12 protein-coding genes are annotated in these 14477 nt (G+C 62.7%); 4 read left to right on the forward strand and 8 right to left on the reverse strand.

What is annotated here, in order from left to right:
• Both B8746_RS14055 and B8746_RS14060 read left to right on the forward strand, forming a co-directional pair.
• On the forward strand, positions 1-1086 hold a 1086-nt coding region (locus tag B8746_RS14055; protein ID WP_233124323.1), incomplete at its 5' end, for an amidohydrolase family protein.
• Positions 1087-1096: 10 nt separating this feature from the next.
• Positions 1097-1996: a crotonase/enoyl-CoA hydratase family protein gene (locus B8746_RS14060; protein WP_084394343.1), complete on the forward strand. Its 900-nt coding sequence runs from the start codon at positions 1097-1099 to the stop codon at positions 1994-1996.
• A 231-nt stretch (positions 1997-2227) separates the two neighbouring features.
• Here B8746_RS14060 and B8746_RS14065 read toward each other — a convergent pair whose 3' ends face one another.
• The 3 genes from B8746_RS14065 to B8746_RS14075 are packed head-to-tail and all read right to left on the reverse strand — an operon-like array spanning position 2228 to position 4644.
• Positions 2228-2845, reverse strand: a complete 618-nt coding sequence (locus B8746_RS14065) for a GNAT family N-acetyltransferase (RefSeq protein ID WP_084394344.1) — start codon at positions 2843-2845, stop codon at positions 2228-2230.
• 3 nt (positions 2846-2848) lie between these two features.
• Complete coding sequence (locus B8746_RS14070; RefSeq protein ID WP_084394345.1) at positions 2849-3712, reverse strand: ribokinase; 864 nt, start codon at positions 3710-3712, stop codon at positions 2849-2851.
• Entirely contained in the window at positions 3709-4644 is a 936-nt protein-coding gene (locus tag B8746_RS14075; RefSeq protein ID WP_084394346.1) for a nucleoside hydrolase, read from the reverse strand. Before B8746_RS14075 ends, B8746_RS14070 begins: the two co-directional genes overlap by 4 nt.
• 404 nt (positions 4645-5048) lie before the next feature.
• On the opposite strand from B8746_RS14075, the gene B8746_RS14080 reads away from it, so the two are divergent.
• The gene (locus B8746_RS14080; RefSeq protein WP_084394347.1) at positions 5049-5756 is read left to right on the forward strand and encodes a dienelactone hydrolase family protein; all 708 of its coding nucleotides are present in this window, start codon (positions 5049-5051) and stop codon (positions 5754-5756) included.
• 2 nt (positions 5757-5758) lie between these two features.
• Here B8746_RS14080 and B8746_RS14085 read toward each other — a convergent pair whose 3' ends face one another.
• From B8746_RS14085 to B8746_RS14095, 3 genes are all read right to left on the reverse strand, one after another.
• Positions 5759-7126: a Na+/H+ antiporter NhaC family protein gene (locus tag B8746_RS14085; RefSeq protein ID WP_084394348.1), complete on the reverse strand. Its 1368-nt coding sequence runs from the start codon at positions 7124-7126 to the stop codon at positions 5759-5761.
• A 25-nt stretch (positions 7127-7151) separates the two neighbouring features.
• Positions 7152-8471, reverse strand: coding sequence for a dipeptidase (locus B8746_RS14090; protein WP_084394349.1), 1320 nt, complete (start codon positions 8469-8471; stop codon positions 7152-7154).
• A gap of 75 nt (positions 8472-8546) precedes the next feature.
• Positions 8547-9854: a replication-associated recombination protein A gene (locus tag B8746_RS14095; RefSeq protein WP_084394350.1), complete on the reverse strand. Its 1308-nt coding sequence runs from the start codon at positions 9852-9854 to the stop codon at positions 8547-8549.
• Positions 9855-9913: 59 nt separating this feature from the next.
• On the opposite strand from B8746_RS14095, the gene B8746_RS14100 reads away from it, so the two are divergent.
• Complete coding sequence (locus B8746_RS14100; RefSeq protein WP_084394351.1) at positions 9914-10765, forward strand: TauD/TfdA dioxygenase family protein; 852 nt, start codon at positions 9914-9916, stop codon at positions 10763-10765.
• 111 nt (positions 10766-10876) lie between these two features.
• On the opposite strand, the gene B8746_RS14105 is transcribed toward B8746_RS14100, so the two are convergent.
• Positions 10877-12862, reverse strand: a complete 1986-nt coding sequence (locus B8746_RS14105) for a S9 family peptidase (protein ID WP_095380893.1) — start codon at positions 12860-12862, stop codon at positions 10877-10879.
• A 75-nt stretch (positions 12863-12937) separates the two neighbouring features.
• A complete protein-coding gene (locus B8746_RS14110) occupies positions 12938-14401 on the reverse strand; it encodes a Do family serine endopeptidase (RefSeq protein WP_370233935.1) in 1464 nt (487 codons plus the stop codon).
• Positions 14402-14477 lie beyond the last annotated feature (76 nt).

The following is a 14477-nucleotide window of genomic DNA, read 5'->3' on the forward strand; positions in this document are numbered from 1 at the left end:
AACCGCGCCTCATTCGCCCTTCCTATGGGCGCATGGTCCGGGCAAGAGACCGATGGGAGGCAGGACATGTTCGACAATGATGAATGGCTGAACCAGCACCGCGAAGACGTGATCGACCCGGACAGGGAAATCGTCGATCCGCACCACCATCTCTGGCGCCCTGATAACCCCGCCGGCATCGTCTATGACCTGCCCGAACTCTGGTCCGATACCGATGACGGCCACAAGGTGACCCAGACCATCTTCATGGAATGCGGCTCTTCCTATCGCAAGGACGGCCCGGACCATCTCAAACCGATCGGTGAGACCGAATACATCGCTGAAGCCGCCGCAAAATCGGCTGCCGAACCCGGCAAGGCCACCATCGCCGCCTTCATCGGCCATGCGGACCTTCGCTTGCCGCTGGACACGCTGGACGAGGTGCTCGACGCCCATATCGAAGCGGCCAAGGGTCTCTTTCGCGGTATCCGCCATGCCGGCCCTTACGATGAGGCCAGCGGCGAGTTCCGCATCAAGCCCCGTGCCCCGAAAGGTCTTTACAAGGATGAAGACTTCCGGCGCGGCGTGCATCGCCTGGGTGAGCGCGCCATGACCTATGACACCTGGAACTATCATACCCAGATTCTCGACTTCGCAGACCTCGCCGCCGCCGTCCCCGGCACCACCATGATCCTCGACCATTTCGGAACACCGCTCGGCGTCGGCCCCTATGCCGGCAGCCACAAGGCGAACTTCTCCAAATGGAAAGACGACATCGAAGCCGTCGCCGCGAACCCGAACGTCTATGCCAAGCTTGGCGGCCTCGCCATGCCGGACAATGGCTTTGGCTGGGACACGCGCGACACACCGGCAACATCAGACGAGATCGTTGACGCCCACGGCCCCTATTACGAACACATGATCAGATGCTTCGGCCCGGACCGCTGCATGATGGAGAGCAACTTCCCGGTCGACCGCCTGTCGCTCAGCTATCGCACCTACTGGAACGCCGCCAAGAAGATCACGGCAGGCCATTCCGAAGCCGAGAAGGACGCCATGTTCAGCGCCGTCGCCCGCAAGGTCTACAAGGTCGAAGCCGACGTCTGAGGAGAGCCCCATGTTCGAAGAGATCATCTATGAGGTCGAGAACGGCCGCGCCCGGATCACCCTCAATCGGCCAGACAAGCTCAATGCGCTCACCATGAAGATGCAGGCCGAAATGGCCGAAGCTCTCTGGCAGGCAGACAATGACCGCGCCGTCCATTGCGTCATCATCAAGGGCGCAGGCCGCGGCTTCTCGGCAGGTTATGACCTGTCAGGATCTGCCGCCGTGCCCGTCTCCCGCCTCGATGCCGAGACAGACGACAAGCGCGGCGCGCGCAGCGTCGATGATGATATCTGGCAGCTCGAACGTGCCCAGCGCTACCGCATGTCCATTTTCGACATGCACAAGCCGGTCATCGCACAGGTCCACGGCCCCTGCGTCGCCGGCGGCACCGATATCGCGCTGCTCTGTGACATCGTCATCATCGCCGATGATGCGACGGTCTCCTTCCCGGCGGGCCGCAATCTCGGCGCGCTGCCGAACCAGATGTGGCTCTACAATGTCGGCCCGCAATGGACCAAGCGGCTGATGCTCACCGGCGACTCCATCACCGGCACCGAAGCCGCCCAGCTCGGTTTCGCGCTGAAGTCGGTCCCGGCCGACAGGCTCGAAGCCGAAGTCGAAGGCCTCGCCTCCCGCATGGCCCTCATCGACGCCGACATCCTCGCCGCCAACAAGCGGGCGGTAAATCTCGGCATGGAGCTGATGGGCGCACGCACCATGCAGCGCCTCGCCGTGGAGAATGATGTGAGGGGCCACCAGGCCGCGTCTGCCCACGCCTTCGTCAGACAGGTCGGCGAAATGGGCCTCCGCCAGGCGCTGAAAGACCGCGACGCCCCCTTCGGCGACGGCCGCGCCCGCGTCAACGGGCCTGAGGTCCGGGACACGGATGGGAGACTGATTGAGGATTAGCGCCCCACCCCTACCCTCCCCAGAGCGGAGGGGGCGATGGTCGCACACGTCTGAGCAATTCGCCCGCCAGTGGTTCGGCTTCGCTCACCATGTCGGGCTATTTCTGACATCGGATCAGGCCGACATGGTGAGCGAAGTCGAACCATTCGGTCGTTGGCACAATGTCAGCATCCTGGCACAACGCCTTCCCCCTCCCCGCTTGCGGGGAGGGTCGGGGTGGGGCAAGCAACGCTACCCGCCCTGCCTCGCCATCCATGTCTCACGGGAAATTTCCCACACCTGAGACGCCCGTGTAGACCCATCCGGACGTGTGCTCTCGATATCGCCCCTGTAGTCAAACCCCGTCTTCTCAAACAGTCTCTGGATACGGACATTGTCGAGCGCCGTCGTATTGCAGAGGAGGTCGAGGTCCAGCGCATCGAACATCCACGTAAATGTCTTCGCCATGCCGACCCCGCCCTGACCTGAATTCTGCAAGTCGGGCCGCATCGCCCCGGCCAGCTCCCCCGCCGCCCATTCCGGCCAGACCCGTACTTCGGAATAGCCGGAGAGATTGCCAGTCTCATCGAAGTTCAGCGAAAGGATTCCCTCACCCTGCTCCTTCGCGGCGAGGTTCATCTCGATAAAGGCGCGCACAGTCTCCAGCGTCAGCGGCCTGGGTATCGAATAGATCCAGCGATTGACCTCCGGATGCTCGAACAGCTCCAGCAGCAGCGTTTCATCCCCCACCTGCGCCAGCCGGCTATGATGCGCTGTCGATGGCATGGCATCCACACCGCGTACGAGCGCCCGTATCGCTTCTTCGCGTGCGGGGTTCGTCCGGTTTCGTGTCCAGGGTATCTCGCCCATGCCTCAAGCCTTGTCTGACAGGAAGGCCTCCACATCCTTCCGCATCGGGATGGCAGGTTGCGCGCCCGGCTTCGTCACGGCAAGCGCTGCCGCTGCGGAAGCAAATCTGAGCGCTGCGCCCTCTTCCATCCCTTCGGCGAGCGCCACGACCAGAGCGCCGCAGAAGGTGTCGCCAGCGCCCGTCGTGTCGATGACCGGCACGGCATAGGCCGGCATCCGCGCGACCTCTTCGCCCGCCCGATAGAGCACAGCGCCCTCTCCGCCGAGCGTCAGCGCGACCAGCCCACCGCCGCGATGCAGCGCCTCGCCATAATAGGCCGCTTCGACCTCGTTGACGATCAGCAGGTCCGCCCGCTCCAGCAGCTCCGCCGGCACAGGCAGCGCCGGCGCAAGGTTCACCGCGAACAGCCTGGCCTCGATCTTCGCCGCTTCCATCACCGCCGGCACAGGCACTTCCAGCTGGCAGAGGACGGCGTCGCACGGCCCAGCGCCCGCCACATCCGCTGCATCGAGATGACCGTTTGCCCCACTCGCCACGATGATCTGGTTCTCGCCCTTCGCATCGACCCCGATCAGCGCCACGCCCGTCGGTGCACTCTCATCCTCGGTGACGCCATCGAGGTTCACGCCGCCCGCCTTCAGCAGCGCCAGCGCGCCTTCGGCAAAGGCGTCCTTACCAACCCGGCCGATCAGCTCCACCGCCGCGCCGAGCCGCTGCGCCGCCAGGGCCATGTTCGCGCCCTTACCCCCGGCATGCTGGGCGAAGGTCGCGCCGGTGACGGTCTCACCCGGTGTCGGCAAATGGTCCGCGCTCGCAACCAGGTCCAGATTGATCGAGCCGACTATTTTTATCCCCGGCCTGCTCATGCCGTGTATCTTCCCAGCTGCCCAAGCATTTCAGAGAACACAGCCCCCGCATCCGCCTTGTCATACCAGAGCACATTCCCATCCTCGCGATACTCCGGCACCGTCTTTCCGAAACGCGCGCCAGTCTCGGTGACGACGCTCACCTTCGCCTTCCGCCCCTCGAACAGGTCCGGACGCAAGATCGCGAGCACGGTAGACGGATCGTGCAAGGGCGCATGGCGCCCCTTGGCCTCTTCTTCAAGGCGGTTCGACGCGGCCAGCAGGTCCGCTGCCGCCACAGCCTGCACAGAGCCCAGCGCGCGCACCCGCTCGACCTCCTCATCGCTGGTACGGATCTGATGCGTCACATCAAGATTGAGCAGCCGCATCGGCACATCCATACCGAACACGACAGCCGCAGCATGCGGGTCGGCGAACACGTTGAACTCGGCATGCGGCGTGATATTGCCGCCCTCGCTGTCCGCCCCGCCCATGATGACGATCTCCTTGAGCCCGGACACGATGTCCGGCGCCATCAGATAGGCGAGCGCCACATTGGTCATCGGCCCCGTCACGACCAGCGTCGCCGGTATCCCCTTGGTGGCTCGTAATGTTTTTACCAGGAAGTTCACGGCATGCTGGCGGGACGCGCGGACTTGCGGCTTCGGAAAGGCAATATTTCCAAGCCCGGTCGAGCCGTGAAAATCCTCTGCCGTCACCGCATCGCGCAGCATCGGAATCTCCGCCCCGCCGCACACCGGAACTTCCTTGCCGATGCCTGCAAGCTCGCGAATGATCCGCGCGTTTCGAAGCGTCAGCTTCGCCGGGACATTGCCCGCCACGGTCGTGATGCCGACTGTCTCCAGCGTGTCGGAAGCCGCAAACAGCGTGAGCAGTGCCACCGCATCGTCCAGGCCGGGGTCGCAATCGATGATTATCTGTCGTTTTCGCATTCTTGTCTGGTCATTTTCCCTTGTAACCGAACAGAAAACCAGTCCGCGCGTTCCGGCAAGGGCAGGGTCCGGAATCAATTCTTTTGTCGGGGAGGCAATGAGGTGAGCAAGGCGTGCGAGGAAAGGCGCGCAGGACGGACAGATGTCCGTTCAAGCGACTTGACGCTGCAGGCCGCCGCTCAGCTGATTGAGGCATTCCGCCATTGCCACGCCGAGCAGCGGTCTTTTGTCCGCTGGCCGTGTTGCCACCGCTTGAAAGACCCCGGCCTTCCAGCGCAACGGCGCCTTGCCAGCAAACAAAACTCCGCCGCCCTCCGCGGCAAAAGACTTGAGTCCGGCCCCTAGTCGTCACGCATCGCGGCCCCTAAGTGTGCAGGCGACGAACAAGCAAGGAGAAAACAGACATGTCCATCACAACGAAATCTCTCGAATATGAAGCTGGCGGCCAGTCCTATGAAGGCTATCTCGCCATGCCGGAAGGCACCCCCAAGGCGGTCGTCGTGATCGCTCATGCCTGGGGCGGCCAGAGCGATTTCGACAAGAAGAAAGCCGACATGCTGGCCGAGTGGGGCTATGCCGGTTTTGCGATGGACGTCTATGGCGTCGGCAAGCGCGGCGAGACGACCGAAGAGTGCCAGGCCCTGATGAACCCGCTCGCCTCCAACCGCTCGGAGTTGCAGAATCGCCTGAAGCTCGGTCTTGAGACCGCGAAAAAGGAATCAGGCTGTGACAAGGCTGCCGCCATCGGCTTCTGCTTTGGCGGGCTCAGCGTGCTCGACATGGCCCGCACCGGCATGGCGGTTGACGGGGTTGCGTCCTTCCACGGCCTGCTCGGCGCGCCGGGCAATACGGACGGCCACAAGACGAAGGCAAAAATTCTCGTCCTGCATGGCTGGGACGACCCGATGGCAACGCCGGAAGACGTCATGGCCTTCGCGAAGGAAATGACCGATGCGAACGCCGACTGGCAGCTCCACGCCTATGGCGGCACCATGCACGCCTTCACCAATCCGGGCGCGAACGATCCTGATTTCGGCACGGTCTACAACAAGGATGCCGAACGCCGCTCTATCGCCGCCCTCAAGGACTTCCTCGGCGAACTCTTCGGCTAGGATTAGCTCAGCAGGCCGGCGGCGAGATACAGCATCACGGCGCCGGCCCCTGCCATCAACGCATAAGGCAGCTGCGTGCGCACATGATCGATATGGTCACACTCGGCGGCAAAGCTCGCAATGATCGAGGTGTCGGAAATGGGAGAGCAATGGTCCCCGAAGACGCCGCCGCCGAGCACCGCTGCCAGCGCCAGTGAGGGTGGAACACCGCTTCCCATCGCCAGCGGGATGGCCACCGGCACAAGGATACCATAGGTGCCCCAGCTCGTTCCCGTCGTGAAGGAAGCGAGCCCCGCCACCACAAAGATGATCGCCGGCAGCGTCCAGGGCAGCGGGAAGCCGGAAGCAAGACTGCCCAGCACTTCGCCCGTCCCAAGCGCCTTGAGGCTCGCGCCCAGCACCAGCGCCATGAAGATCACGGCAACAGCGGGCAACAGGTCTCCCATGCCCTTGAAGCCGGTATCGATCAGCTTGCCCTTCTCTTCCCGGCCAGAGCGCGCCAGCAAGACAAACGCAACAGCGGTCGCAAGGCACACCGCCCACAGGATGGATTGCGAGCCTGACCCGTTGAGCAGATTGCCCTCGCCAGTCCAGAACATGAAGCCGAGCGCGCCGAGCACCAGCACCGCGACCGGCAAGCCCATATCCATTGCCCGCCCTGGCGGAATCTCGTCTGCCATATGGGTTTTCCCGGCGGCCGCACGCGAAGTTTCCTCCGCCTGCTTCATCGGGCCTATAGTGCGGTCGGTCATCACTGTGAGGAACACACCAGTCAGTGTCAGCAATGCATAGAAATTCAGCGGCACCGTCGCGGCCAGCACCGAGATCGGATTGCCAAGCTCGTATTCGGAAATGAGGCCCAGCACATAGGCGCCCCAGCCATTCAGGAGGATGATCACGCTAACCGGCGCAGAGGTGGAATCGATCAGATAGGCGAGCCGTTCACGGCTCATCTTCAGGCGGTCAAAGAGCGGCCGGCCCATAATGCCCGTCGCAAGCAGGCTGATATTGGTCTCGACGAAGATCAGCGTGCCGGTCAGCGCCGTCACCGTCCCGGCCCGCCGCCGCGTACTCGCTGCGCCAGACCGGACCAGCCAGTCGACCATGCCCTGAATGCCGCCCGACCGGCGCATATATTCGATCAGCGCGCCAATGATCAGGCAGAAGAGAAGGATGCGCGCATTGCCCCCGCCGCCCAGCACCTCGACGCTGCGCTCGATCGAGTTGAGCAGGCCAAGCGCCGGGTTGAAGCTCGCGATCAGCGTCTCGGACAGCCAGATGGCGATGCCGAGAGACCAGTAGACATTCCGCGTCCAGACCGCGATGGCGAGCGCGACAAGCGGTGGTGTGATCGTCAGCCAGTCAGCCATCATCACCCTCCCCGTTCCGCGCGGCCTAGTTCAGGATCTTTGGAGACGTCAGCGTTGACGTCCGTGCCGCTTCGGCCTCGCGCAGCAGGCGCAGCATATTGCCGGACCAGAACTTCTCGACGTCTTCCTCGCTATAGCCGGCATCGAGCAGCGCCGCCGTCACCTTTGGCAGGAAGGTGATGTCGATCATGCCTTCAACGCCGCCGCCACCATCCCAGTCAGCGCCCATGCCGACATGGTCCGGGCCGACAAGCTCCAGAGCGTAGAGGGTCTGCTCCATGAATTTCTCGAAGGAGGATTGCGGCGCCGGGAACTGCGCATCAACCTCGCGCCGCGCCTCGCGATAGGCTGCCTGGGTCTCGGCATCCATCTCACTGAACTCGCCATATTGTGCCGTCAGCGCCTCCAGCGCCTCGGTCCGTTCCGGCGACGGCTCCAGCAGTTCCAGATACGCCCCGAGCGCGTTCATCTGGATGACGCCGCCATCCTCGGCCACAGCGATGAGCAGTTCATCGGGAATGTTGCGAAAGTGCTCATACATCCCGTCGACACCGGTATGGGAGAAGATGATCGGCGTGGTGGACGCCTCGATCATGTCGTACACCGTCTCGTCTGCGGCATGCGAGGCGTCGAGGATCATGCCGAGTTCATTGGCCTTCGCGATCAGCTCTTCGCCCAGCGGCGACAGGCCACCATAGGCATTATTGGTCACGTCCGTCGCGCTGTCTGCGAACTGGTTGTCGCGGCCATGCACCGGTCCGACCATGCGGACACCCCCAATGTAGAAGGTCTCGAGCAGCGACACGTCCGTGCCGAGCGGATAGGAGTTCTCGATGCTCTGATAGACGACCTTCTTGCCTTCACTCGCAATCCGTTCGGCATCATCCGCCGTGAAGGCCAGCTCCACCTCGTCGGCATATTTCGCGGCAAACTCGCGGATCGCCATCTGGCGCAGCAATGCGCTGTTGCGTGCAGCGGCATAGGACGCCTCATCGAGCGGGCCCTGCGCGGTGTAGATCACCCAGAAGCCGCCATCCAGCCCGCCATCATTCATGCGTGGCAGGTCGACCTGCGTTCCGTCCGCGCCATAGCTTCCCCGCTCGGAGAAGGTGTAGCTGTCAGTGTGGAAGAAGGCCGGCGTGTCGAGGTGGGTGTCCATGACCAGCATCGACTTGTGCAGCTCGATCACGTCCGCCGGAACGCCGTTCGACGGAGCGACCGCATGCGCCGCGCCCGAATTGTTCGGCAGGATTTCGCTGCCCGTCTCGCCAGCTTCCGGCGTACACGCGGCTACAGACACAGCAAACACGCCCGCCAGCAGGCGTTTGTTGAACGTCGACATCATATTGGGTCACTCCGGGAGAATTATCAGCCAAGTGTATACGATCAGACTCCGCGCCCCGCCGCAAGATTGGCAGTGCTAACCGCCTTTCTTCCTGCGCAGCTCTGCCCAACGTTTGAGCCGTTCGGCAATCGGGCCTTCCCGACCTTCCCCCTTCGGCTGGTAGAAATTCACCCGCGCCATCCCGTCCGGGAAATAGTTCTGGCCGGAAAATCCATCCTCGGCATCGTGATCGTAGTTATAATCCTTGCCGTAGCCTTCTTCCTTCATGAAGGCGGTTGGGGCATTGAGGATATGTTTTGGTGGCATCAGGGACCCGGTCTCCTTCGCCGCGCGCTGCGCCGCTTTCCAGGCGACGTACACCGCGTTCGACTTTGGCGCGGTCGCCATATGCACCACGGCATGCGCCAGCGCGAGTTCGCCTTCCGGGCTGCCGAGCCGTTCATAGGTGCGCGCCGCTTCCGACGCGATCATCAGGCTGGTCGGGTCAGCAAGGCCAATATCCTCGCTGGCCATGCGCACCAGCCGCCGCGCGAGATAGAGCGGGTCTTCGCCGCCCGTGATCATCCGGGCGAACCAGTAAAGCGCCGCATCCGGGTCGGACCCGCGCACAGACTTATGCAGCGCAGAGATGAGGTTGTAATGTTCTTCCCGGTCTTTGTCATAAGCGGGTGCCCGCTTCTGGAGGGCTGCTGACAGCTGCTCAGCGGTGAGCGCCCTGCCCTCATCGGCCAGCGTGAAGGCCTGCTCGGCGAGGTTCAGCATGTAGCGGCCATCGCCATCAGCCATGTCGATCAGCGCTTCGCGGGCGCGGGCATCGAGCGGCAGCTTGCGATTCTCCAGCGCCTCGGCCCGCTGCAGCAATTCCTCCAGCGCTTCCGGCGTCAGGCGTTTGAGCGTCAGCACTGCGCAGCGCGAAAGCAGAGCGCCATTGATCTCGAAGCTTGGGTTCTCCGTCGTCGCGCCAACCAGCGTCACCACGCCCGCCTCGACGAAGGGCAGGAAGCCATCCTGCTGGGCACGGTTGAAGCGGTGGATCTCATCAACAAAGAGCAGCGTGCCCTTGCCCATGCCGCGCCGGTTCTCGGCCCGGTCAAAGGCCGCGCGCAGATCCTTCACGCCAGAGAAGACCGCGCTGATCGCCTCGAACTCCAGATCGGTTTCCTTGGCGAGCAGCCGCGCAATCGTCGTCTTGCCGACGCCCGGCGGGCCCCAGAAAATAATCGAGGAGAGCCGCTTCGTCGCCAGCATCCGCCCCAGCGCCCCCTCCGGCCCGATCAGATGGTCCTGCCCGACCACCTCAGACAGCTTCGCCGGCCGCAACCGGTCTGCCAACGGACGCGGTGCCTCATCGGCCATACCGGATGCAGAGAAGAGATCGCTCATGGCAAACCCCTAGCCCACGCCGCGCGCCGTGATAAGGTTGGTTCTGGAGGAAACGCATCATGACACTGACCATCACGCCAAGCGGTCAGGCATGCGGCGCGAGTGTCACTGGTCCAGACCTCTCGAGGCCGCTGGATGACCAGACCATCGCCGATATCCGCGCCGCCTGGCTGACACATCACGTGCTCGCCTTTCCCGGCCAGAAGCTCAGCGACGATGACCTCGAACGCTTCACGCAATACTTTGGCCCGTTCGGAGAAGATCCGTACATCGCGCCAATCCCCGGCCGCAAGCACATCATTGCTGTCAAACGCAAGGCCGACGAGACCGGCCCCGTCTTCGCCGAAACATGGCACACAGACTGGAGCTTCCAGAAGACCCCGCCCGCCGGCACCTGCCTCTATGGCATCACCATTCCCCCGATTGGCGGCGACACCCTCTTTACCAACCAGCACAAGGCGCTTGCCGAAATGTCGGATGAGCTACGCCGCCAGCTCGAAGGCAGGATGGCCATCCACTCGGCCCGCAATGGCTACGGCAAGGCTGGCCTCTATGGCGAAAAGGATGAGGGGCGCAGCATGGATATCCGCTCGTCAGACGAGGCGATGGCGACCGAGCTTCACCCCATCATCCGCAAGCATCCCGAAACCGGCGAGGAAGGCCTGTTCGGTTGTGTCGGCTACATTATCGGCATCGAGGGGATGGCTGAGGAAGAAGGCTGGACGCTGCTTACCGAGCTCTATCGCTGGCAGACGCGCCCCGAGTTCCAGTACCGCCACAAATGGCAGCCAGACATGCTGCTCATGTGGGACAACCGCTCCTGCCTGCACATGGCGACCGGCGGCTATCAGGGCCATGACCGCCTCCTCCACCGCACCACGATCGGAGCACGGGAGAGCATGGCGGCCTGATGATGAAGCCTGATTGTCGTCATTCCGGAATTCGCGCGAGCGAGTATCCGGGACCCAGTTGAAAGGCCGATTTGGGTCCCGGCACTGCGGCCGGGATGACGCCCATGAAATTTATTCCGCCGCAACCACCCCGTCGCTCTCAACCTCACCCATGAGATAGGTGTCGAGGAACGTCACGAACGCCTCGGACGCCGTGATGCGGTTCTCGCGCTTCTGGAAGCCATGGCCTTCATCGGGGAAGAGGACATACTCCACCGTCGCGCCATTCTCGCGGGCGGCGGCAACCAGCTCATCGCTCTCGACCTGCAGCACGCGGGGGTCGTTCGCGCCCTGGATCACAAGCATTGGCTTCACGATATTCTCCGCATGGAAGAGCGGCGAGATACGGCGCAGGCGCTCAATATCGGTCGCCGGGTCGCCCATCTCGTCATACAGCGCATCGCGGAAGCTGCCCCACCATGGCGGGATGCTTTCCAGCGTCCGCACCCAGTTGGTCACGCCGAAGATGTTGATACCGACATCGAAGACTTCCGGCTCGAAGGCCAGCGCGGCCGCCACCATGAAGCCGCCATAGGAGCCGCCAATGATGCCGATCTTGTCCGGGTCGATCCCCTCGACGCCTTCAAGGTAGGTCCGCGCCCAGACGATGTCCTGCAGATCCGCCTCGCCATGATTGCGGTCATCCATGTGGAAGAAGGTCTTGCCATAGCCTGACGAGCCGCGATTGTTCGCCGCGAGCACGGCATAACCATGGTTCACCAGGTGCTGGATCATCGCCGAATAGCCCTTGGTCGACTGACCGCCCGGCCCGCCATGCACCCAGACGAGCGCCGGAACAGGATTATCGGCCGAGGCCTGCTGCGGCATGTAGAAGATGCCGGGGATTTCGAGCCCGTCAAAGCTCGGATAGCGAACGACAGACGCGGTGACGAGATCGCTCTCGTCGATGCCTTCCGGCAGCGCACTGGTCAGGCGAGTCGCGGTGCCCGTTTCAAGATCGGCCAGATAGAGATTGAACGGCGATGTGTCGGTGTTCACGCCAAAGGCGATCTTGCTCTCATCGGCATTGAAACGCACCTGGCCAAGTTCTCCATCAGGAATGCCAGAGAGCGAAACATCCTCCCCCGTCTCATTATCGTGTATGGTGAGGTCGGTGACGGCATCTTCATTGATGGCCGAAACGAGGTAACGCCCGGTCGGGCTGTCGAACACGAAGGAGACATCCCAGTCCGCCTCGATCAGCGCAGCACGTTCCCCACTGGCGAGATTATAGGTCCAGGCCTGGTTGAACTCGCCAAACTCATTGGTGGCATAGATCAGCGTTTCGCTATCGGCGGTGAAGTCGTAGACGCCATATGCGATATCATCGACATGTTCGGTGATAAGTTTCGGCTGAGGTGTCTCCTCGTAGAGATCGACCAGATAGATATCGGAGTCGGCGCTGGTGCGTTCCTTGGTCAGCGCCAGCCAGCGGCCATCGGGCGAAATGTCGGCAAGCGACATACCGGAATTCTCGAACACCATCTCACGCGAATAGTCGCTGGCACTGTAGGCGTAGAGGTCGTCGGTCGTCGCATCGCGTTCATTCGTTGCGACGTAGAAGACCTCGCCATCATCCCGCCAGCCGGCAAAGCTGGCGCGGGTTTCCTCGCCGGGCGTGAGGTCTGTGAGGGTGCCATCGGCCTCGCGGACATAGACGTGGAAGATCTCATTGCCGCCACTGTCGGAGGTGACAAGAACGCGGTCATCGGCCGGAAAGAAGCTCTGCGCATAGATGGCCTGGTCGTCCGAGGCCGTCAGCGGCGTGACATTGCCGGCCGCATCCAGCGTGACCGCGTTGAAGATGCCGGTGACGTCGGTCGATGCGAGAATTGCGTCGCCGCCCGGCGCGAAGACGAAGCCGGAGGAAGAGCCGAGATTATAACTCGTCGTCTCATGAAACAGCGCTGCCGGGTATTCGGTGACGCTGACGGGTTCAGTCTCGACCGTCTCAACCGGGGCGATGCTTGTGCTGGTCTCGGCCGTATCGGTCGTGGCGGTCTGCGCGCATGCGGCGGTCACGCCGGCGGCGAGCGCGATGGTCCATTTAATATCCAAGATAGTCTCCCTGACAGATGTGCCGGAAGCCTAGCACTCGCCTTTCAGGATAGCGAGGCCGAACCGTCCGGACGTCTAGAGACGCACCGTCCCGCTGATGCGGCGTCCATTCCGGTCGAGTTCGATCGCCCAGGTCGCTTCATCCTCGGCCAGCGCCTTGTCGAGCTGCTCCAGCGTCTTCACGCTCTTGCCATTGACCGAGACGATCAGGTCGCCGGGCCGCACAATGCGCCAGGCATAGGCACCGCGCATGATCCGGGTCACCAGCACGCCAGTCGCAAACGGGTCGCGGCCCAGCTCCTCGGCAAGACGAGGCGAGAGTTCGGCAACTTCAGCGCCGGAGAAAGGATGACGGCCATCCAGGAGTTCAAGTTCGGCTTCGGTTGCGCCAGGTGGCGGGGCGAGCGTCACGCGGACCGTCTCATACTTGCCACCACGCAGAAGTGTCAGCACGGATGTCTCACCCGGAGAGCGCGTCGCAGCGAGGAATTTGAGGCCCTTTTCGTCATAGACTTCGCGGCCATCGATCATGGTGATCAGGTCGCCGCGCGCAAGGCCTGCCTCGTCGGCTGGGCCTTCGTCGAACACTTCGGTCACCATGACGCCGACCGGCCGTGTCATGCCCTGGGACTTGGCGATGTCATAGGTCACCGATTGGGCCTTCAGGCCGAGCCATGGGCGAACAATCATGCCTTCATTGACGGCCGCGTCCACCACGCGCCGGACCATCTCTGCCGGGATGGCAAACCCGATCCCGTTCGAGCCGCCGGACCGCGAGAAGATCGCCGTGTTCACGCCAACAAGTTCAGCTTTCGTGTTGATCAGGGCGCCGCCGGAATTGCCGGGATTCACCGCCGCATCGGTCTGCAGGAAGAAGGCATAGTCGGAGACGCCGACATCGGTCCGCGCCGTGGCGGAGATGATGCCCGTCGTCACCGTCTGGCCAACGCCGAACGGATTGCCGATCGCAAGAACGATATCGCCCACTTCGGTGTCGCGCGTGTCTGCATAGTCAATGGTCGGCAGCGGGTCGCCTTCGGTATCGATGCGCAGCACGGCAAGGTCGGTGCGCTCATCGGCGAGGATCAGTTCGGCCGCATATTCGCGGCGGTCCGACAGCACCACGCGGAACTCGTCAGCACCATTGACCACGTGATTATTGGTGACGATCACGCCGCTTTCAGAGACGATCACGCCCGAACCGAGCGAGTTCTGCACCTTCTCGCGGGGACCGCCGCCAAAGAATTCACGGAAGATCGGGTCATTGGCAAAGGGCGAGGCGTTCTGGCGGACAATTTTGCGGCTGTAGACGCTGACCACCGCCGGCGAGACCTGCTTGACGAGCGGCGCATAGCTCAACTCGACCTCAGCCTGGCTCTGAGGCACGCGCTTGTCGATACCAAACAGGCTACCCTGCGCCCCCGCTGGCTGCCCAAAGGAAAAAAGCGGGCTGATCACAACGGCGAGCAACGCCAGGACTGCAACCATACTTACAAGAAGCAGTTTCGAAACATGTCGGGTCATGGTTTTGATATGCATCATGAAAATGGCTCTATTGCGGCGCTGCCATGAGTGCAATCAGGCAGCTGATGACAAAAGAGAAAGGCAAGGTGAC

Origin of the sequence: Henriciella pelagia (assembly GCF_002088945.1) — a bacterium.
GTDB lineage: Bacteria > Pseudomonadota > Alphaproteobacteria > Caulobacterales > Hyphomonadaceae > Henriciella > Henriciella pelagia.

What these genes read in the sequence shown, in the direction of transcription:
- B8746_RS14085 (WP_084394348.1), bottom strand. Translation starts at nt 7,126, where the DNA reads ATGGCTGACTGGCTGACGATCACACCACCGCTTGTCGCGCTCGCCATC.
- B8746_RS14100 (WP_084394351.1), top strand. Translation starts at nt 9,914, where the DNA reads ATGACACTGACCATCACGCCAAGCGGTCAGGCATGCGGCGCGAGTGTC.
- B8746_RS14070 (WP_084394345.1), bottom strand. Translation starts at nt 3,712, where the DNA reads ATGAGCAGGCCGGGGATAAAAATAGTCGGCTCGATCAATCTGGACCTG.
- B8746_RS14075 (WP_084394346.1), bottom strand. Translation starts at nt 4,644, where the DNA reads ATGCGAAAACGACAGATAATCATCGATTGCGACCCCGGCCTGGACGAT.
- B8746_RS14060 (WP_084394343.1), top strand. Translation starts at nt 1,097, where the DNA reads ATGTTCGAAGAGATCATCTATGAGGTCGAGAACGGCCGCGCCCGGATC.
- B8746_RS14080 (WP_084394347.1), top strand. Translation starts at nt 5,049, where the DNA reads ATGTCCATCACAACGAAATCTCTCGAATATGAAGCTGGCGGCCAGTCC.
- B8746_RS14065 (WP_084394344.1), bottom strand. Translation starts at nt 2,845, where the DNA reads ATGGGCGAGATACCCTGGACACGAAACCGGACGAACCCCGCACGCGAA.
- B8746_RS14095 (WP_084394350.1), bottom strand. Translation starts at nt 9,854, where the DNA reads ATGAGCGATCTCTTCTCTGCATCCGGTATGGCCGATGAGGCACCGCGT.
- B8746_RS14090 (WP_084394349.1), bottom strand. Translation starts at nt 8,471, where the DNA reads ATGATGTCGACGTTCAACAAACGCCTGCTGGCGGGCGTGTTTGCTGTG.
- B8746_RS14110 (WP_370233935.1), bottom strand. Translation starts at nt 14,401, where the DNA reads ATGCATATCAAAACCATGACCCGACATGTTTCGAAACTGCTTCTTGTA.